The sequence below is a fragment of the Ralstonia sp. OTU4908 genome (genome assembly GCF_038440115.1).
In the GTDB taxonomy this organism is placed as follows: domain Bacteria; phylum Pseudomonadota; class Gammaproteobacteria; order Burkholderiales; family Burkholderiaceae; genus Ralstonia; species Ralstonia pickettii.
Map to the genome: position 1 here is coordinate 1 of NZ_JASATD010000022.1, position 16,334 is coordinate 16,334.

Genomic DNA, 16,334 nt, shown 5'->3' on the forward strand with positions numbered 1-16,334 from the left:
ACCGGACCACGCGCCGCATCGGCCTGACACCCGCCGGCGAGGCCACGCTCGCACGCTGCCGCCAGATGCTGGAAATCGCTTCACAGATGGCCGTGGCAGATGGCCCCGAAGCCGATACGCCGCGCGGGCTCCTGCGCATTGCCTGCGCGCAGTCCCTGGCGCAGCAGACGTTGAGCGCGGCGGTGACGGCCTACCTGCGGCGCTATCCGCAAACGGCGGTCGATCTGGTGGTCGACAACCGCACCATCAACCTCGTGGAGGAGCGCATCGACCTGGCCGTGCGCATCACCAACGATCTGGACCCGAACCTGATTGCGCGGCCGCTGGGCATGTGCGAATCCGTCGTGGTGGCGGCGCCGTCTTACCTGGCCGCGCACGGTACGCCGCGCCGCGTACAAGACCTGGCCGTTCACAACTGCCTGACGTATTCGTACTTCGGCAAAAGCCTGTGGAAGTTCACCGAGGCGAAGACGGGCGCGCCATCGGACGTGCCGGTGGGCGGCAATCTCAGTGCGAATGAATCGATGGTGTTGCTGGCAGCGGCGCGAGAGGGCGCGGGGATTGCGTTGCAGCCGGTGTTTGCTGCCGCGCCGCTGATCGCCAGCGGGCAACTCGTGCGTTTGTTGCCGGACCACGTGCCGCAGGCGCTGGGCATTCACGGCGTGTACAGCTCGCGCAGGCAGATGCCGGCGGCGCTGCGGGCGATGCTGGATTTTCTGGTGGACTGGTTCAGGGCGCAGCCGAACGTCACGTGATCCCGGCAGACTTCCTTCGCATGGCCAACAGGCCCAACGCCAGCAAGCAGAACACCGCCCCCGCGTGGAATGTCGCGGCTGCGCCCAGCCTGTCCCACAACAAGCCCGCCAGAACGCTCGCAGCCAACATCGCCAGCCCGCTCACCAGGTTGAACATGCCGTAAGCGGTACCGCGCAAGTCGGCCGGTGCGGTGTCGGCGACCATGGTTGCCAGCAAGCCCTGCGTGATGCCCATGTGCACGCCCCACAGCGCCACGCCTGCGATGACCACGCTCCAGTGAGCGGACAGGCCGAGCACCACATCGGCGGCAACCAGCACCACCAGCCCAAGCGCGAGCAGCTTCGTGTGGCTCATGCGGTCAGAGAGCTTGCCGAACGGATACGCCGCCAGCGCATAGACGATGTTCATCGCCACCATGACCAGCGGCACCAGCGCCACCGGAATGCCGCCTTGCTGTGCCCGCAGCACCAGGAACGCTTCGGAGAACCGCGCGAGCGTGAAGACCGCGCCGATCATCACCACCCACCAGTACGCGCGGGGCAGCCGCTGGAGGTTGTCCCGGCGGAGCGGGTTGGTGCGGCGGGCACCGTTGTGGGTTTCGGGCTCCCGCAGGCCGAACATCAGCAGCGCAACAGAGAGCAGCCCCGGCACGACGGCCACCCAGAACACGGCGCGAAAATCATCCGCCCACAGCAGCATCAGGCCGACCGCCAGCAGGGGCCCCAGAAACGCACCCACGGTGTCGAGCGACTGCCGCAGCCCGAAGGCCGCGCCGCGCAACGCAGACGGGGCAATGTCGGCGACCAGCGCATCACGCGGCGCCCCGCGGATGCCCTTGCCGACGCGGTCGAGCAGGCGCGCTGTCAGCACAATGCCGGCCGTGGGCGCAATGGCGAACAACGGTTTGGACAGCGCGCCCAGCGCATAGCCGAACACCGCCAGGCCCTTGCGCTTGCCAAGGTAGTCGCTCAGCGTGCCGGAGAAGATCTTGACGATGAGTGCGGTCGATTCGCCCAGGCCCTCGATCACCCCGACCGACAGGGCGCTTGCGCCCAACGCCGACACCATGAACAGCGGCAGCAGGCTGTGGATCATCTCGGAAGCGATGTCCATCAGCAGGCTGACGCAACCGAGCACCCAGATGCCGGCGGGCATCTGGCGCAGGCCGCCGGGCGGCTGGGTGTCGGTTGGAGGGGATGCCAAGATTGGCTGCGATCGCCCGGCGGCAAGCCTCAGGCGAACGGTGCAAAGAGGCCGTTGAGCTTGGCTCCACTGGCGGCATCGCGCGCAAAGTTGAACGTCCCCGCGGTGCGCAGTTCTTCCGCCGCCCGCATGAATGCACCCATGGCTACGCGTGCCAGCGTCGCGCCTACGCTGATGCGCTTGACGCCCAATTCGGTCAACTCGGCCACGCTCAAGTTGCCGTCGGCAAAACCCATCAGCACGTTGAGCGGGCGGTCGATCTCGCGCAGCACGGTGGCGATCTCGTCGCGTGTTTTCAGGCCGGGGGCGTACAGCACGTCGGCGCCGGCGTCCTGGAAGGCCTGCAGGCGGCGGATCGTGTCGGCCAGGTCGTTGCGACCGTGCAGGTGGTTTTCGGCGCGCGCGGTGAGCGTGAACGGAAACGGCAACGCGCGCGCAGCCTCCACCGCAGCGCGTACGCGGTCGACCGAAGCCTCCAGCGAGTAGATGGGCGCATCTGCGCGACCCGTCGCGTCCTCAATCGAGCCGCCGACGATGCCGGTGGCGCCTGCCAGGCGGATCGTCTCGGCCACCGTTTCCGGCCCATCGCCAAAGCCGTTTTCCAGGTCGGCAGCCATGGGCACATCCGTGGCGGCCGCCAAGTCAGCCACATGCGCGAGGATGGTGTCGCGGCCGACGCCATAGTCAGGCAGCCCGCGCGAGAACGCGAAGCCGGCGCTGGTGCTGGTCAATGCTTCGAAGCCGAGTGATGCCAATAGCCGAGCCGATCCCGGGTCCCACGGGTTGGGGATCACGAAGGTGCCGCTGCGTTCGTGCAGTACGCGGAAGGCACGAGCTTTTTCGATCTGGGTCGGCATGGGTTATCCGCTGTGATATGAGCCAGGATTGGACTGCAATGCTACGGCGCAGGCGAGCGCATCGTCCAGGCGGTCGTTGCCCCAGAACATCGCGTCGCCGACAAAGAACGTGGGAGCGCCAAAGATGCCACGAATCTGCGCGGCGTGCGTTTGCTCGCGCAGGCCTAGCCTGCTTGCGTCGGACTGTGCCTGAGCGAGGATGGCGTCGACCGGCAAGCCGAGCGCCGTCAGTTCTTCTGCCACGGCGTCAGGCGTGTGGATGTCGCGGTCCTGCGCGAAATTGCGCAGCATGATCCGCTGACAGAAGGCACCGACCCACGGCGTGTCTGCGCCGAGGAGCGCAACGCGCAGCGGCAACACGGAGGCGCGCGGAAACGTGCTCGGCTGCGTCCACGGCAAACCGTGCTTGGTGCATTCGTGCGCCATGTCTTGCCAGACGTAGTGCCCTTTGGCCCGTTGCAGCACAAACGGCGAACTGGCCCAGCCGAGCGACTGGAAGATCGGCCCGAGCAGGAACGGCTTCCACACCACGCGCACACCGTGTTGCACCGCGGCGGCCTCGATGCGCATCACACTCAGGTAGCTGTAATTGCTCGCGAAGTCGAACCAGAACTCGACGGTGGGCGCGGGGACGAGCGCTTCCCAGGTGGCGTTGTAAGCGGCGGGCTGGGGTGCGGTCTGCGGTCGGGCGAGGGTGTCCATGCGGCCTCCAACGGGGTGTCGTTGGCGGCATTACACGTGGACTGCCCGGTGGGCTCAAACGCCTTTCATGCAAGTTCGGATGCACCGGACGCATGCGTAGCCTGCGTTGCGGCTTCCGAACAGATCCAGGCAGCCACATCGCGCACGTCGCGGCGCGGGTTCGGCTCGGATTGGATCAACCAGTACGCATGCGTCTTGCGCACGCCGGGGGCGATGGTCGGTACGGTGACCAGGCGGCCGTCGGCCAGCAGCGGCGCGATCAACTCCAGACGGCCCAGCGCGATGCCCTGGCCGGCCACCGCTGCATGGATGATCTGGTCGTGTTGGTTGAAGCGCAGCACGGTGCGCGGCTTGGCGTGGCTCCAGCCGGCGGCGGCCAGCCAATCAGTCCATTGGAGCCAGGGGCGGCGCAGGTCGCGGTCGTCAAAGTCGAGCAGCGTCAGGCCTGCGAGCGCCTCGGCGGAATCCAGCGAGCGCAGCCCGAGCGACGGATGCGCAACCGGCGCCACGGTTTCCCCAAACAGCCGGATCGCGCCGGGTGGCGCATCGCCGGGTGGGCAATACCGGATGGCAAGCTCAATCCCTTCGTTCTTCAGGTCGACGAGGCGGTTGTTGGTCGCCACGCGCACGTCGATGTCGGGGTACTGCAGCTGGAAGCGCGCCAGGCGCGGCAGCAGCCACAGGCCGGTGACGCCGATGCTGGCCGTGATCGTGACTGGCCGGCGTTCGGCCGCCACGCGAATGGCGCCGATGGCGTCCTGCAACTGCTGCACGGCGCTGTCGGCGCTGCGGAACAGGCGTTCGCCCTCGGGCGTGAACGCAATCGAGCGGTGCCCGCGCACCAGCAGTTTCACGCCCAGCGCCTCTTCGAGTGCCGACACTTGGCGGCTTACGGCGGACTGCGTCAGACACAGGTCATCTGCCGCGAGGGTGATGCTCATGCGCCGGCCTACCGCCACGAAGCCGCGCAACAAGTCCAGGGAGGCCAATCGAACCAGGGGAGTCGACATGCGTTTTCCTCATGCAAGGCGTTCTCAAAGATCAATTGAGAAGCTGGATAGGGCGAAGTTTAATAAGCCATCGGACGACATTCCAGCCCAATGCATGTTCCACACGCTTGCGGAGCCGGAATGTCAGCCACATCGGAGAAAAACGCTCATGGCATCGAAATCTCTCACGCAATCGCCGTGGTTGCCGGTCCTGGCTGGCGGCGCGGTGATCGGCTTGGCGTTGGGCATCCGCCACGTGCAAGGCCTCTTCCTCGTGCCCGTCACGATGGGTCACGGCTGGACGCGCGAAACCTTTGGCCTGGCGATCGCGTTGCAAAACCTCATCTGGGGCGCGGCACAGCCATTCGCGGGCATGCTGGCCGATCGTTACGGCGCGGCCAAGGTGGTCGTTGCCGGCATCGTGGTCTATGCGCTTGGGCTGATGCTGATGGCACATGCAGGCTCGCCCCTGGGCTTTACGCTCTCGGCTGGCGGGCTGATCGGGCTCGGGCTGTCAGGCACGTCGTTCGGCGTGGTGTATGGCGCGATCAGCCGATTGACGCCGCCCGAGCGGCGCAGCTGGGCGCTGGGCGTAGCGGGCGCGGTGGGCGGTGTCGGCCAGTTCGTGATGGTGCCGACGGCGCAGGGCTTGCTGAGTACGGTCGGCTGGGTGACGGCGCTGGTGATCATGGCGGGGTTCATGGCGATCTTCTTGCCGCTGGCCGCGCCGTTACGCGAGAGAACATCGGCTGCCGCCGCGCAGCAGGCGCAGCAAAGCATGGGTTCGGCCATCCGCGAGGCCTTTGCCCACCGGGGTTTCTGGCTGCTGAATCTCGGGTTCCTGACGTGCGGATTCCAGCTCGCCTTCATCGGTGCGCACATGCCGGCGTATCTGCTCGACAAGGGGCTCACCGGCCGCCACGGCATGGTGGCGCTGGCGCTCATTGCCGCCGCCAACATCGTCGGCACGTATTACTGCGGCGCGCTGGGCGGGCTGTTCCGGCGCAAGTATCTGCTCTCGTTGCTGTACCTGATTCGCACGGCGGCGATTGCGCTATTCATCCTGCTCCCGCTGTCGCCCGCAACGCTGTATGCGTTTGCCATCGTGATGGGCCTGCTGTGGCTGGGGACGGTGCCGCTGACGAACGGGCTGCTGTCGCAGGTGTTTGGGGTGCGCTACATCGGCACGCTGTTCGGCTTCGTATTTCTTGGTCACCAGATCGGCGCGTTCCTGGGCGTGTGGCTGGGCGGCGTGGTGTACGACCACCTGCATTCCTACGACGCGATCTGGTTTGGCGCCATGGCGCTCGGTGTGGTGGCCGCGCTGCTGCACTGGCCGATCGACGATCGCCAACTCTTGCGCATGCCGGTGGCGCAACCAGCGTGAACGCACAGCTCAAACCATGGACGGCATGGGCGCTGGCGGTAGCTGGCGCCGCTCTGGTCTTCGCAGCGTGGCTGACGCCGGAGGGCGCGTTTTCCTTTGTGACGCTGGCGTCCTTCTGCGGATAGGGCGACGCGTGAGCCCGATTTGTGAAACAATATCGGGTTAATCACTAGTGGGCACTGGTACGGTTTGCGCGGGAAATACGTCGCTTCTGCGTCGTTCTCCTGTGAATGCCACCGTTCAGACATGACTTACGCCGTCAAGGAAATTTTCTACACGCTGCAAGGCGAGGGTGCCAACACCGGCCGCGCAGCCGTCTTCTGCCGCTTTGCCGGCTGCAATCTCTGGAGTGGGCGCGAAGCCGATCGCGCCACCGCCGTCTGCCAGTTCTGTGACACCGACTTCGTCGGCACGGACGGCACGCAAGGCGGCAAATACACCACCGCCGACGCACTCGCCGACACCGTTGCCGCCGAATGGCCGGCCAGCGCCACGGGCGGCAAGCCGCTCGTCATCTGCACCGGCGGCGAGCCGCTGCTTCAGCTCGACAAGCCCCTGATCGACGCGCTGCACGCACGCGGTTTCGAAATCGCCATCGAGACCAACGGCACCATCACCGTGCCGGAAGGTATCGACTGGGTGTGCGTGAGCCCCAAGATGGGCTCCGAACTCGTCGTCACACGCGGCGACGAGCTGAAGGTGGTGATTCCGCAAGACGGACAGGACCTCGACGCATACGAACGGCTCGATTTCCAGCATTTCTTCCTGCAGGCCATGGACGGCCCGCTTGCCCGGCAGAATACGGCGGCAGCCGTCGAGCTGTGCCAGCGCCGGCCGCGCTGGCGCCTGTCGCTGCAAACCCATAAGATGCTGGGCATCCGCTAGGGCGGGCCGCAGCACTTTGTCCCCGGTTTTCTGCCGGTTCCAGCCGTTTCGCGGCGCCCGCTGCCGCCACCTTGCTCCATGACCAAGACCGTTTCCATCACGCGCCGGCTCGAATTCGACGCCGGCCACCGCATCCCGGGCCATGCCGGCCAGTGCCGCAACCTGCACGGGCATCGCTATCAGCTCGAACTCACGCTCACCGGCAAAGTGCTGCACAACGACAAGGCTGCCGACGACGGCATGATCCTCGACTTTGGCGACGTCAAGCAGCTCGCCAACAAGCATCTTGTCGACCTTTGGGACCACGCGTTCCTCGTCTATCGCGGCGATACCAAGCTGGTTGAATTCCTGAACGACATGGAAGGCGGTCACAAGACCGTTGTGCTCAACGACGTGCCCACTGTCGAGAACCTCGCGCAGGTCGCGTTCGACATTCTCGAGCCAGTGTTTCGCAACACCTTTGGGCACCATCTGCGCCTGTCCAAGCTCGTGCTGTACGAAACCCCGAATTGCTGGGCCGACGTGAAGCTCGCGCGCCCGCACGAACAGGATTGATGCGACAGCGCCGGATCGCATGACCACACCGCACGTCCTCGTCCCGCCTGCCGACATGTCCGCCCATGAGCGCGACGGCTACTGGATGCAGCAGGCGCTCGTACAGGCCAAGTTCGCGTGGGGGCAGGGCGAAGTGCCGGTGGGTGCCGTGGTCGTGCGCGGCAACGAAATCGTCGGGGTGGGCTACAACGCGCCGATCGGCACGCATGACCCATCTGCGCATGCCGAGATGCGCGCCCTGCGCCAGGCCGCCGAGAAGCTCGGCAACTACCGCCTGCCCGACTGTGAAGTCTTCGTGACCCTGGAGCCGTGCGTGATGTGCGCCGGCGCCATGCTGCATGCCCGCGTGGCGCGTGTCGTCTACGGCGCGCCCGATCCCAAGACGGGCGCCGCGGGCAGTATCCTCGACCTGTTTGCCGAGACGCGGCTGAACCACCAGACCGCCATCACCGGCAGCGTGCTCGCGCAGGAGTGCGGCGACATGCTGCGCGCCTTCTTCGCCGAGCGCCGCGCAACCCAGAAGGCCGCACGCCTGGCCGCCACTGAATCCGACGAATCCGCCACATGACCACTGTCCGCCTGATTGCGCCTTCCGGTTATCCGAACGATGCGGCCATCGCCGAGCGCGGCGTGGCGGCACTGGAAGCGCAGGGCTGCACGGTCGTCAACCGCGAGTGCCTGAGCCGGCAGCATCAGCGTTTTGCCGGCGGTGAACTTGCGCGGCTGGCAGACCTGAACCAGATCGGCACGGGCGGTGGCCAGGAAATCGCCATGGCCATTCGTGGGGGGTATGGCCTGACACGCTTGCTGGACCATATCGACTTCATCGACATCGGCCGCCGCGCGCAGGCGACCGACGCCATCATCGTCGGTCACAGCGATTTCACCGTGTTTTCGCTGGCGTACCTGGCGGCCACCGGCGGCGTGACGTTTGCCGGCCCGCATGTGTGTTCGGACTTCGGGCTGGATACGGTCGACCCGTTCATGGTCGAGCACTTCTGGGGCATCTTGCGAAACCCGACCTATGCGTTGCGCGTGGATGGTCCGCAACCGCCTGGCTGCGCACGGCCGGGCCGCTACGCCGGCACGCTATGGGGCGGCAACCTGGCCATGCTGTGCAGCCTGATCGGCACGCCGTATCTGCCGGATATCCGCGACGGCATCCTGTTTGTTGAGGACATCAACGAGCATCCGTACCGCGTTGAACGCATGCTGCTGCAATTGCAGCAGGCTGGCGTGCTCGATGCGCAGCAGGCGCTGTTGTTTGGCGATTTCTCCGGATATCGCACCACGCCGTACGACGCGGGCTATGGTTTCGACGCCATGCGCGACTACCTTGCCGAACACCTGTCGATTCCGATCGTCACGGGCTTGCCCTTCGGCCATTGCCCAACCAAGGCGACACTGCCGATTGGGGCGCAGGCCGAGCTGGATGTTGACGCCGCGGGCTTTACGCTGCACTTGTCGGGGTATCCGACACTGAAGGCATAAGCCACTGGCCATCCGGGTCACGTCCGGGTGGTAAAATCTCGGGTTCTCCAAATGGCGACCGGCCAAGTGCTTGCCGCGCCAGATCACCGCTTTCCAAATCAAGGTTTCCACGTGCTTTCCACCGCCAACATCACCATGCAGTTCGGGCCCAAGCCCTTGTTCGAGAACATCTCGGTCAAGTTTGGCGAGGGCAATCGCTATGGCCTGATCGGCGCCAATGGCTGCGGCAAGTCGACCTTCATGAAAATCCTGGGCGGCGATCTGGAGCCGAGCTCGGGCAACGTGATGCTGGAACCGGGCGTGCGCCTGGGCAAGCTGCGTCAGGACCAGTTCGCCTACGAAGACATGCGCGTGCTGGACGTGGTGATGATGGGCCACACCGAAATGTGGGCTGCCGCGCAAGAGCGCGATGCCATCTACGCGAACCCGGAAGCGACCGACGACGACTACATGAAGGCCGCCGACCTGGAGGCCAAGTACGCCGAATACGACGGCTACACGGCGGAAGCGCGCGCGGGTGAACTGCTGATGGGCGTGGGCATTCCGACCGACCAGCACAACGGCACGATGAGCAATGTCGCCCCCGGCTGGAAGCTGCGTGTGCTGCTGGCGCAGGCGCTGTTCTCGAACCCGGACGTGCTGCTGCTGGACGAGCCGACCAACAACCTCGACATCAACACGATCCGCTGGCTGGAATCGGTGCTCAATGAGCGCAATTCCACCATGATCATCATCTCCCACGATCGCCACTTCCTGAACTCGGTCTGCACGCACATGGCCGACATGGACTACGGCACGCTCAAGGTCTACCCGGGCAACTACGACGACTACATGCAAGCCTCCCTGCAGGCGCGCGAACGCCTGCAGGCCGCCAACGCCCGGGCCAAGGAGCGCATCTCCGACCTGCAGGACTTCGTGCGTCGCTTCTCGGCCAACAAGTCCAAGGCGCGCCAGGCTACGTCGCGCCTGAAGATGATCGACAAGATCAAGGTGGAAGACATCAAGCCGTCGTCGCGCCAGAACCCGTTTGTCCGCTTCGAGATGGAGAAGAAGCTGCACAACCTGGCAGTGGAAACCGAGAACGCGCGCAAGACGTACGATCGCAAGATTTTCGATGGCCTGACGATGGCAGTGCGGGCGGGCGAGCGCATCGCCATCATCGGCGAGAACGGCGCCGGCAAGACCACGCTGCTGCGTTGCCTGCTGAACGGCGCCGTGAAGACCGGCGTGCAGCGCGGCATCGAGATCGACGGTGGCACCGTCAAGTGGGCCGAGAACGCCAATGTCGGCTACATGCCCCAGGACACCTACGAAGAATTCCCCGAAGACCGCGACCTGATGGACTGGATGAGCCAGTGGACGCAGCCCGGCGATGACGACCAATCGCTGCGCGGCACCATGGGCCGCCTGCTGTTCTCGGCCGACGACATCAAGAAGAGTGTGAAGGTGCTCTCGGGTGGCGAGAAGGGCCGCATGATCTGGGGCAAGCTCATGCTCGGCCGCCACAACGTGCTGGCGCTGGACGAGCCGACCAACCACATGGACATGGAGTCCATCGAGTCGCTGCAGATTGCGCTCGACAAGTTCGAAGGCACGCTGATCTTCGTGTCGCATGATCGCGAGTTGATCAGCGCCCTGGCCACGCGTGTGATCGAAGTGCGCCCGGACGGCACCCTGACCGACTACCTGGGTACTTACGACGAATACCTGCAGAGCCAGGGCGTCGAAGTCTGAACGTGGTGTGTCCTCGACGAGGGCACAGCAAAAAAGGCGGCCAACTGTGCCGCCTTTTTTGCTGCCCGACCGTGCGGGCTTAGCCTGTTGCCTCGTCGATCAGCAGATCGAGCTGGGCGATCACGTTGCTGGTCTCGGGCTCGCCGCGTGTTTTGCTGAGCGCGGCCTTGAGCGTGTCGCGCAGGGCGACGAGTTCCGCCACATTGCCGGCTTTCTCCACCTTCATCTCCAGCAGATAGCCGCGCAGGCCGAGATACCGGCTGATGGTTTCGGTATAGAACCGATAGAGGCGTTGATAGCCCTCGGCTGCGGGCCCTTTTGACGTGGTTGCCTGTGCGGGAGCCGCCTCCGTCGTGGTGGTCGCAGATGCGGGCTCAGCCTTCGCCGTAGTCACCCCGGCCGCGTGCGGGCGGATATAGCCGCCTCCCTCCAGCTCGTCGAACACCGCTTGCGTCATACCGAGCGGCTGAAGCTGCACGAGGATGTCGTCGCAGGTTTTCTCGCCATTCACCATCAGGAGCACCGCGCGGTGACGCTGGTCGAGGTGGTTCGCGCGCGTTCGGATCTCGTCCTGACCTTTTTCGGTCTTCTGATAGATGCGGGTGGTCATGGTCGTCTCCCTCGGCCGGCGCGTCTGCAGTGTGCGCTCTGGTGGCTCTACAATAGACCGATCATAACCGCCCGGGGGCGACGTGGGCCTCAGTCGCAACCCGGATAGCACAACGCGCACATCGCGCATCCACCAGAGCGAGACGACCGACGATGCAGCAACGCGACAAGCTTTTCATCAATGGCAAGTGGGTGGCGCCGCAGGGCAAGGGCGTCATTGAAGTGATCCATTCGGCCACGGAAGCCGTGATGGGGACCATCCCCGAAGGCAGCGCGGCAGACGCCGAAGCCGCCGTGGCCGCGGCGCGCGCCGCATTTGATGACTGGGCTGCCACGCCCGTGGCCAAGCGCGCCGAGTACATCCAGAAGATTGCCGACGGCCTGCATGCCCGCAGCGAAGAACTGGCGCAGCTGATTGCCGGTGAAGTCGGCATGCCGATCAAGTTGGCGCGTGCCATCCAGGTGGGCGGCCCCGTCTACAACTGGAGCAATTTCGCCAAGCTGCTCAGCACGTTTGAATTTGAAGAGCACGTTGGCAACTCGCTGGTGGTGCGCGAGCCCGTGGGTGTGGTGGGCGCCATCACGCCGTGGAACTACCCGCTCAACCAGATCACGCTGAAGGTTGCGCCCGCGCTGGCGGCCGGCTGCACGGTGGTGCTCAAGCCGTCGGAAGTGGCACCGCTCAACGCGTTTGTGTTGGCGGAAGTCATTGAAGAAGCCGGCCTGCCGCCGGGCGTGTTCAACCTGGTCACCGGCTATGGCCCGGTGGTGGGCGAGGTGCTGGCCGGCGACCCGGAGGTCGACATGGTGTCGTTCACGGGCTCCACGCGTGCGGGCAAGCGCGTGGCTGAACTCGCATCGCAGTCGGTCAAGCGGGTGGCGCTGGAGTTGGGCGGCAAGTCGGCCTCGGTGATCCTGGATGACGCGGACCTGCCATCAGCGGTCAAGGGCACGCTGTCGGCGTGTTTCCTGAACTCGGGGCAGACGTGCTCGGCGCACACGCGCATGCTGGTGCCGCGCGCCAAGTATGAAGAGGTGAAGGCGCTGGCCGCACAGTTTGCCGCTGCGTACGTGCCGGGCGATCCGGCGCAGGAAAGCACGCGCCTGGGGCCGCTCATCTCTGCCGTGCAGCGCGACCGCGTGCTGGGCTACATCCGCAAGGGGCTGGAGGAGGGCGCAGAACTCATTACCGGCGGCGCCGACACGCCCGAAGGCCTGACCACCGGTTACTTCGTCAAGCCGACGGTGCTGGGCAACGTCAAGACCACCGACACCGTCGCGCGCGAAGAAATCTTCGGCCCTGTGCTGACCGTCATCTGCTACGACGACGAGGAAGAGGCCGTCCGGATTGCCAACGACAGCATCTACGGCCTGGGCGGCGGTGTGTGGTCGGGCGACGAGGCCCGGGCGATTCGGGTGGCGCGGCGCATCCGCACGGGCCAGGTCAATATCAACGGCGGGCCGTTCAACATGCAGGCACCGTTTGGCGGCTACAAGCAATCCGGCAACGGGCGGGAAAACGGCAAGTACGGCCTGGAGGAGTTCCTGGAGTACAAGGCGCTGCAACTCAATCCCGCCAAGACGGCCTGATCTGCCCCACTTGCAGCACCAATGAAAAACCCGGCCTCGGCCGGGTTTTTTGCGTTTGACGCCCTCCGCCTACTTGCGGCTGCCGTCAGCGTTGTAGCCCTGGGCGGTGCCTTCGGCCAGGATGCGCGTCCAGACCGCGTTGCGCTCTTCGTCGGTCATGAAGACCCAGTTGCTGACCTCCAGCTGCGTGCGCCCGCAGCCCTGGCAAACCTCGTCGAAGAGGGTCGAGCAGATGCCGATGCAGGGGCTGTCTGGGCGGCCCAACAGAGTGCTGTCGGAAGCACTGGTTGCGTCGTCTGGCATAGGGCTGAAAGCGGTCGATTCGGTCATGGCCAGTATTTTACCGGCTTCGGCCCGACGTCAGCTGCACGGCGGTTCCCCCGTGCGCTGGCTGACATGATCGGCCGCCTTGGATAGCGCCAGCGCGGAATTGACCAGCGCGATATGCGAAAACGCTTGCGGGAAGTTGCCAACGAGCCGACGCAGGCGTGGGTCGTATTCTTCAGCCAGCAGGCCCACGTCATTGCGCAGCGCCAGCAGCTTGGTAAAGAGCGCGCGCGCTTCGTCATGGCGGCCCTGCATGACGAGGTTGTCGACGTACCAGAAGCTGCAGGCAAGGAACACGCCTTCGCCCTCGGGCAGGCCGTCGGTCGCCGCTTCGGTGCGGTAGCGGCGCACGAGGCCATCGACGAGCAGGTCTTCTTCGATGGCCTTGACCGTGCCTTGGATGCGCGGGTCGGATGCCGGCAGAAAACCCACCAGCGGCAGCATGAGAAGCGCGGCATCCAGTTCGTCGCTGCCGTAGCTCTGCACGAAGCAGCCACGCGCGGCGTTGTAGCCGTGGGCGCAGACCTCTGCGTGGATGCGGTCGCGCACGACGCGCCAGCGCTCTACCGGGCCATCAACGTTGAATTGCTCGATGGTTTTGACGGCGCGGTCGAACGCCACCCACGCCATGACCTTGGAGTGCGTGAAATGGCGCGAGGGGCCGCGGACTTCCCAGATGCCCTGGTCCGGCGTTTGCCAGATGCTTTCCAGATGCGTCATCAGCGCGACCTGCAGGCGCCACGAGGCATCGTCGCCGTCGAGGCCACCTTTGCGAGCGATGAAGAGGGCGTCCATCAGCTCGCCATACACATCGAGCTGCAGTTGTTGCGCGGCCGCATTGCCCACGCGCACGGGCTGAGCGCCCTCGTAGCCGGGCAGCCAGGGGACAGTCCATTCGCCCAGGCGGCGCTCCCCGGCAATGCCGTACATGATCTGCACCTGCGCCGGGCTGCCGGCTATCGCGCGTTCGAGCCATTGGCGCCAGCTGCGCGCCTCATCGTAGAAGCCGGCGTTCATCAGCGCGAGCAGCGTGAGGGTGGCGTCGCGCAGCCAGCAGTAGCGGTAATCCCAGTTACGCACGCCTCCAAGCTGTTCCGGCAACGACGTTGTGGGCGCGGCCACGACACCGCCGGTGCGGTGGTACGTGAGCGCCTTGAGCGTGATCAGGGAGCGCTCTACGGCTTCGGTCCATTCGCCTGCGCCGTGGCAGCGGCCTCCCCATGCGCGCCAGCGCGCCTCGATGTCTACCTGGGCTTCCAGCGCGTCGATCGATGCCGGTAACGGCAGGTGCGACGGCGAATGTGTGAGTACAAACGGGACCGCTTCGCCTTCGCTTACCGTGAAATCGGCCACGGTGGAAAGGTTTTCGCCCCGGATCGGGGCGGCGGTGCGCAGTGTCGTCATGTTGGGCCCGGCCACGGCGCGCAGCACGCAATCGGGCATGTCGCAGGGGCCGTCAGCCGGGGCGCCCGTGACTTCGGACACGCGGCTGACCCACGGTACAGACGCGCCGTAATCGAACCGCAGGGTCAGGTCCATGCGCATATCGACGGTGCCGGAGAGCCCGCGCACGATGCGGATGAGGTCGGAGGTGTCGTCCCGTGCGTCGGCGGTGCCGGGCAGACGGGCCGTCATCAGGTCGGTCACGCTGGCGGAACCGGTGTCGGTTTCGAAGACGGTCTCCAGCACGAGCGTGCCAGGCAGGTAGCGTCGGCGCGTGGCGCGGACTTCGCCTTGCGGCGCGATGCGCCACCGGCCGTGGTCTGGCGTGCCGAGCAGGGCGGCAAAACAGGCGCCTGAATCGAACCGAGGCCAACACAGCCAATCGATGGAGCCGTCGCGCGAAACCAGTGCCGCGGTTTCACAATCGCCAATCAACGCGTAATCTTCAATTCTTGAGGGCATTGCACTCCACTCCACGTACTTCAACGAGGCCGAGACCATGCATGAAACCACCCGTATCCTTCTTGAATACAACGCTGGGCGTGATCCGGAAAGGCTCACCCGAAAGCTGGATGCCATTGCCGCCGACCCGTTTTCATTCTTTCGCGGCACCAACAACCTGTATGCGGCCTCGCTGGCCGATGCTGCCTTGCTGCACGACGCACCCCGCACGCTGGTCTGCGGCGACCTCCACCTTGAAAACTTCGGCAGCTTCAAGGGCGACAACGGCCTGGTCTACTTCGACATGAACGACTTTGACGAAGCCCTCGCCGCGCCGTTTACGGTCGACCTGGTGCGCGTGCTGTCGAGCCTGCAGGTTGCCGCCTATGGCTGGAAACTGGCCGACGAAGATGCCAACAACCTGTGCCGCCGCTTTCTGGACACGTACGCCGCGGCGCTGGTCGATGGCAAGCCGCGCTGGGTGGAGCGCGCCACCGCCACCGGTATCGTGCGCGACCTGCTGCGCGGCCTGCGCAAGCGCAATCGCGCCGCCTATCTCGCGCAACGCACCGAGCGCGATGGCAACCAAATCCACCTGCGCATCGACGGCCGCCACACCTTGCGGGCTAGCAAGGATGAGGCCCGCCGCGCACGCCGCATCCTGCAGGCCTATGGCGAGCAGGGCAATGGCACCAGCAGGGGTAGCCACAACCAGCGCTTTATCGCCATCGATGTGGCGCGGCGCATTGCCGGCACCGGCAGTCTGGGGCTGGAGCGCTATTCCGTGCTTGCGCGCCCGGAGAACGACCCCGCCACGCTGCGGCTGATCGACATCAAGCTTTCCATTCCGAGCGTCTGGGCCGATACGCTCGGCAACGCGTGCAGCGTGGCGCCGTGGCACAGCGAAGCCGGCCGCGTGGTGGACATTCAGCGCCTGTCGCAGGCCATCTCGCCGGCGCTGCTGCGTGGCGTCGTTTACGGGGCCAAGGGCGAGAAGCCCAAGTCGTACGTTGTCAAAAGCCTGCAGCCGACCGCGGACCGTGTGGCGCTTGGCTCCGGCAAGAACGTGGTCGCCAATCTGGACGATGCGCTGCAGACCATGGCGCACGTGGCGGCCTGGTGCCATCTGCGCGGCTGTGGCCGCCACGGGACGGATCTCGTGGAAAAGGTGCAGGACTACGCGGCCGGCACGGCGTGGCGCAAATCGGCGCTCAAGCTGGCGGCGCATGGCCGCAAGGTGTCGTTGAAGCAATGGGCCGAGTTTGCTGAGGACTACCGCGAGGCGCGTGGTGACAAGGCCGCTTAAGTGCGTGGCGTAAGTGCGGGATAGCGCGCCATTGACGGCAGGTGCGTGAGTCCCATTTG

General features: G+C 65.6%; 16 protein-coding genes. 9 read left to right on the forward strand and 7 right to left on the reverse strand.

Translation table 11 applies throughout. From position 1 onward, the window contains the following. A partial coding sequence (locus AAHM38_RS17540) for a substrate binding domain-containing protein (RefSeq protein ID WP_342234309.1) occupies nt 1–755 on the forward strand: 755 nt, incomplete at its 5' end. On the opposite strand, the gene AAHM38_RS17545 is transcribed toward AAHM38_RS17540, so the two are convergent. The 4 genes from AAHM38_RS17545 to AAHM38_RS17560 form a co-directional block, all read right to left on the reverse strand. Then, nucleotides 748–1,911 carry an MFS transporter gene (locus AAHM38_RS17545; protein ID WP_049779089.1) on the reverse strand — a complete coding sequence of 388 codons (1,164 nt, stop codon included), beginning with the start codon at nt 1,909–1,911 and terminating at the stop codon, nt 748–750. The genes AAHM38_RS17540 and AAHM38_RS17545 overlap by 8 nt on opposite strands. Before the next feature lie 77 nt (nt 1,912–1,988). Next, a complete protein-coding gene (locus AAHM38_RS17550; protein WP_116575736.1) occupies nt 1,989–2,816 on the reverse strand; it encodes an isocitrate lyase/PEP mutase family protein in 828 nt (275 codons plus the stop codon). Nucleotides 2,817–2,819: 3 nt separating this feature from the next. Continuing rightward, nucleotides 2,820–3,518 carry a 2-hydroxychromene-2-carboxylate isomerase gene (locus AAHM38_RS17555; RefSeq protein ID WP_116575735.1) on the reverse strand — a complete coding sequence of 233 codons (699 nt, stop codon included), beginning with the start codon at nt 3,516–3,518 and terminating at the stop codon, nt 2,820–2,822. Between the two features lie 65 nt (nt 3,519–3,583). Continuing rightward, nucleotides 3,584–4,528, reverse strand: coding sequence for a LysR substrate-binding domain-containing protein (locus AAHM38_RS17560; RefSeq protein ID WP_116575734.1), 945 nt, complete (start codon nt 4,526–4,528; stop codon nt 3,584–3,586). Nucleotides 4,529–4,676: 148 nt separating this feature from the next. Here AAHM38_RS17560 and AAHM38_RS17565 point away from each other — a divergent pair, with 148 nt between their 5' ends. The 6 genes from AAHM38_RS17565 (at nt 4,677) to AAHM38_RS17590 (ending at nt 10,559) form a co-directional block, all read left to right on the forward strand. After that, complete coding sequence (locus tag AAHM38_RS17565; protein ID WP_116575733.1) at nt 4,677–5,894, forward strand: MFS transporter; 1,218 nt, start codon at nt 4,677–4,679, stop codon at nt 5,892–5,894. Between the two features lie 246 nt (nt 5,895–6,140). Further along, nucleotides 6,141–6,779 carry a 7-carboxy-7-deazaguanine synthase gene (queE, locus tag AAHM38_RS17570; RefSeq protein WP_009238194.1) on the forward strand — a complete coding sequence of 213 codons (639 nt, stop codon included), beginning with the start codon at nt 6,141–6,143 and terminating at the stop codon, nt 6,777–6,779. A gap of 78 nt (nt 6,780–6,857) precedes the next feature. Further along, nucleotides 6,858–7,334, forward strand: a complete 477-nt coding sequence (gene queD, locus AAHM38_RS17575; RefSeq protein WP_116575732.1) for a 6-carboxytetrahydropterin synthase QueD — start codon at nt 6,858–6,860, stop codon at nt 7,332–7,334. Nucleotides 7,335–7,353: 19 nt separating this feature from the next. Continuing rightward, a complete protein-coding gene (tadA, locus tag AAHM38_RS17580; RefSeq protein WP_012761938.1) occupies nt 7,354–7,902 on the forward strand; it encodes a tRNA adenosine(34) deaminase TadA in 549 nt (182 codons plus the stop codon). After that, a complete protein-coding gene (ldcA, locus tag AAHM38_RS17585; RefSeq protein WP_116575731.1) occupies nt 7,899–8,825 on the forward strand; it encodes a muramoyltetrapeptide carboxypeptidase in 927 nt (308 codons plus the stop codon). Before tadA ends, ldcA begins: the two co-directional genes overlap by 4 nt. Before the next feature lie 111 nt (nt 8,826–8,936). Next, nucleotides 8,937–10,559 carry an ABC-F family ATPase gene (locus tag AAHM38_RS17590; protein WP_116575833.1) on the forward strand — a complete coding sequence of 541 codons (1,623 nt, stop codon included), beginning with the start codon at nt 8,937–8,939 and terminating at the stop codon, nt 10,557–10,559. Between the two features lie 79 nt (nt 10,560–10,638). Here AAHM38_RS17590 and AAHM38_RS17595 read toward each other — a convergent pair whose 3' ends face one another. Beyond that, nucleotides 10,639–11,169 (reverse strand): hypothetical protein, encoded by a 531-nt coding sequence (locus tag AAHM38_RS17595; RefSeq protein ID WP_116575730.1) that lies wholly within the window; start codon nt 11,167–11,169, stop codon nt 10,639–10,641. Between the two features lie 152 nt (nt 11,170–11,321). Between AAHM38_RS17595 and AAHM38_RS17600 the strand changes: the two genes are divergently transcribed. After that, complete coding sequence (locus AAHM38_RS17600) at nt 11,322–12,758, forward strand: aldehyde dehydrogenase family protein (protein WP_116575729.1); 1,437 nt, start codon at nt 11,322–11,324, stop codon at nt 12,756–12,758. A gap of 69 nt (nt 12,759–12,827) precedes the next feature. On the opposite strand, the gene AAHM38_RS17605 is transcribed toward AAHM38_RS17600, so the two are convergent. Next, a complete protein-coding gene (locus AAHM38_RS17605; RefSeq protein WP_004626784.1) occupies nt 12,828–13,088 on the reverse strand; it encodes a DUF1289 domain-containing protein in 261 nt (86 codons plus the stop codon). A 30-nt stretch (nt 13,089–13,118) separates the two neighbouring features. Next, entirely contained in the window at nt 13,119–14,990 is a 1,872-nt protein-coding gene (locus tag AAHM38_RS17610; RefSeq protein WP_116575728.1) for a glycoside hydrolase family 15 protein, read from the reverse strand. Nucleotides 14,991–15,027: 37 nt separating this feature from the next. Here AAHM38_RS17610 and AAHM38_RS17615 point away from each other — a divergent pair, with 37 nt between their 5' ends. Beyond that, entirely contained in the window at nt 15,028–16,275 is a 1,248-nt protein-coding gene (locus tag AAHM38_RS17615; RefSeq protein WP_012435494.1) for a DUF2252 family protein, read from the forward strand. Nucleotides 16,276–16,334 lie beyond the last annotated feature (59 nt).

Coding starts and splice junctions, on each gene's coding strand:
- AAHM38_RS17545 (WP_049779089.1), bottom strand. CDS start 1,911: ATGCCCGCCGGCATCTGGGTGCTCGGTTGCGTCAGCCTGCTGATGGAC.
- AAHM38_RS17550 (WP_116575736.1), bottom strand. CDS start 2,816: ATGCCGACCCAGATCGAAAAAGCTCGTGCCTTCCGCGTACTGCACGAA.
- AAHM38_RS17555 (WP_116575735.1), bottom strand. CDS start 3,518: ATGGACACCCTCGCCCGACCGCAGACCGCACCCCAGCCCGCCGCTTAC.
- AAHM38_RS17560 (WP_116575734.1), bottom strand. CDS start 4,528: ATGTCGACTCCCCTGGTTCGATTGGCCTCCCTGGACTTGTTGCGCGGC.
- AAHM38_RS17565 (WP_116575733.1), top strand. CDS start 4,677: ATGGCATCGAAATCTCTCACGCAATCGCCGTGGTTGCCGGTCCTGGCT.
- queE (WP_009238194.1), top strand. CDS start 6,141: ATGACTTACGCCGTCAAGGAAATTTTCTACACGCTGCAAGGCGAGGGT.
- queD (WP_116575732.1), top strand. CDS start 6,858: ATGACCAAGACCGTTTCCATCACGCGCCGGCTCGAATTCGACGCCGGC.
- tadA (WP_012761938.1), top strand. CDS start 7,354: ATGACCACACCGCACGTCCTCGTCCCGCCTGCCGACATGTCCGCCCAT.
- ldcA (WP_116575731.1), top strand. CDS start 7,899: ATGACCACTGTCCGCCTGATTGCGCCTTCCGGTTATCCGAACGATGCG.
- AAHM38_RS17595 (WP_116575730.1), bottom strand. CDS start 11,169: ATGACCACCCGCATCTATCAGAAGACCGAAAAAGGTCAGGACGAGATC.
- AAHM38_RS17600 (WP_116575729.1), top strand. CDS start 11,322: ATGCAGCAACGCGACAAGCTTTTCATCAATGGCAAGTGGGTGGCGCCG.
- AAHM38_RS17605 (WP_004626784.1), bottom strand. CDS start 13,088: ATGACCGAATCGACCGCTTTCAGCCCTATGCCAGACGACGCAACCAGT.
- AAHM38_RS17610 (WP_116575728.1), bottom strand. CDS start 14,990: ATGCCCTCAAGAATTGAAGATTACGCGTTGATTGGCGATTGTGAAACC.
- AAHM38_RS17615 (WP_012435494.1), top strand. CDS start 15,028: ATGCATGAAACCACCCGTATCCTTCTTGAATACAACGCTGGGCGTGAT.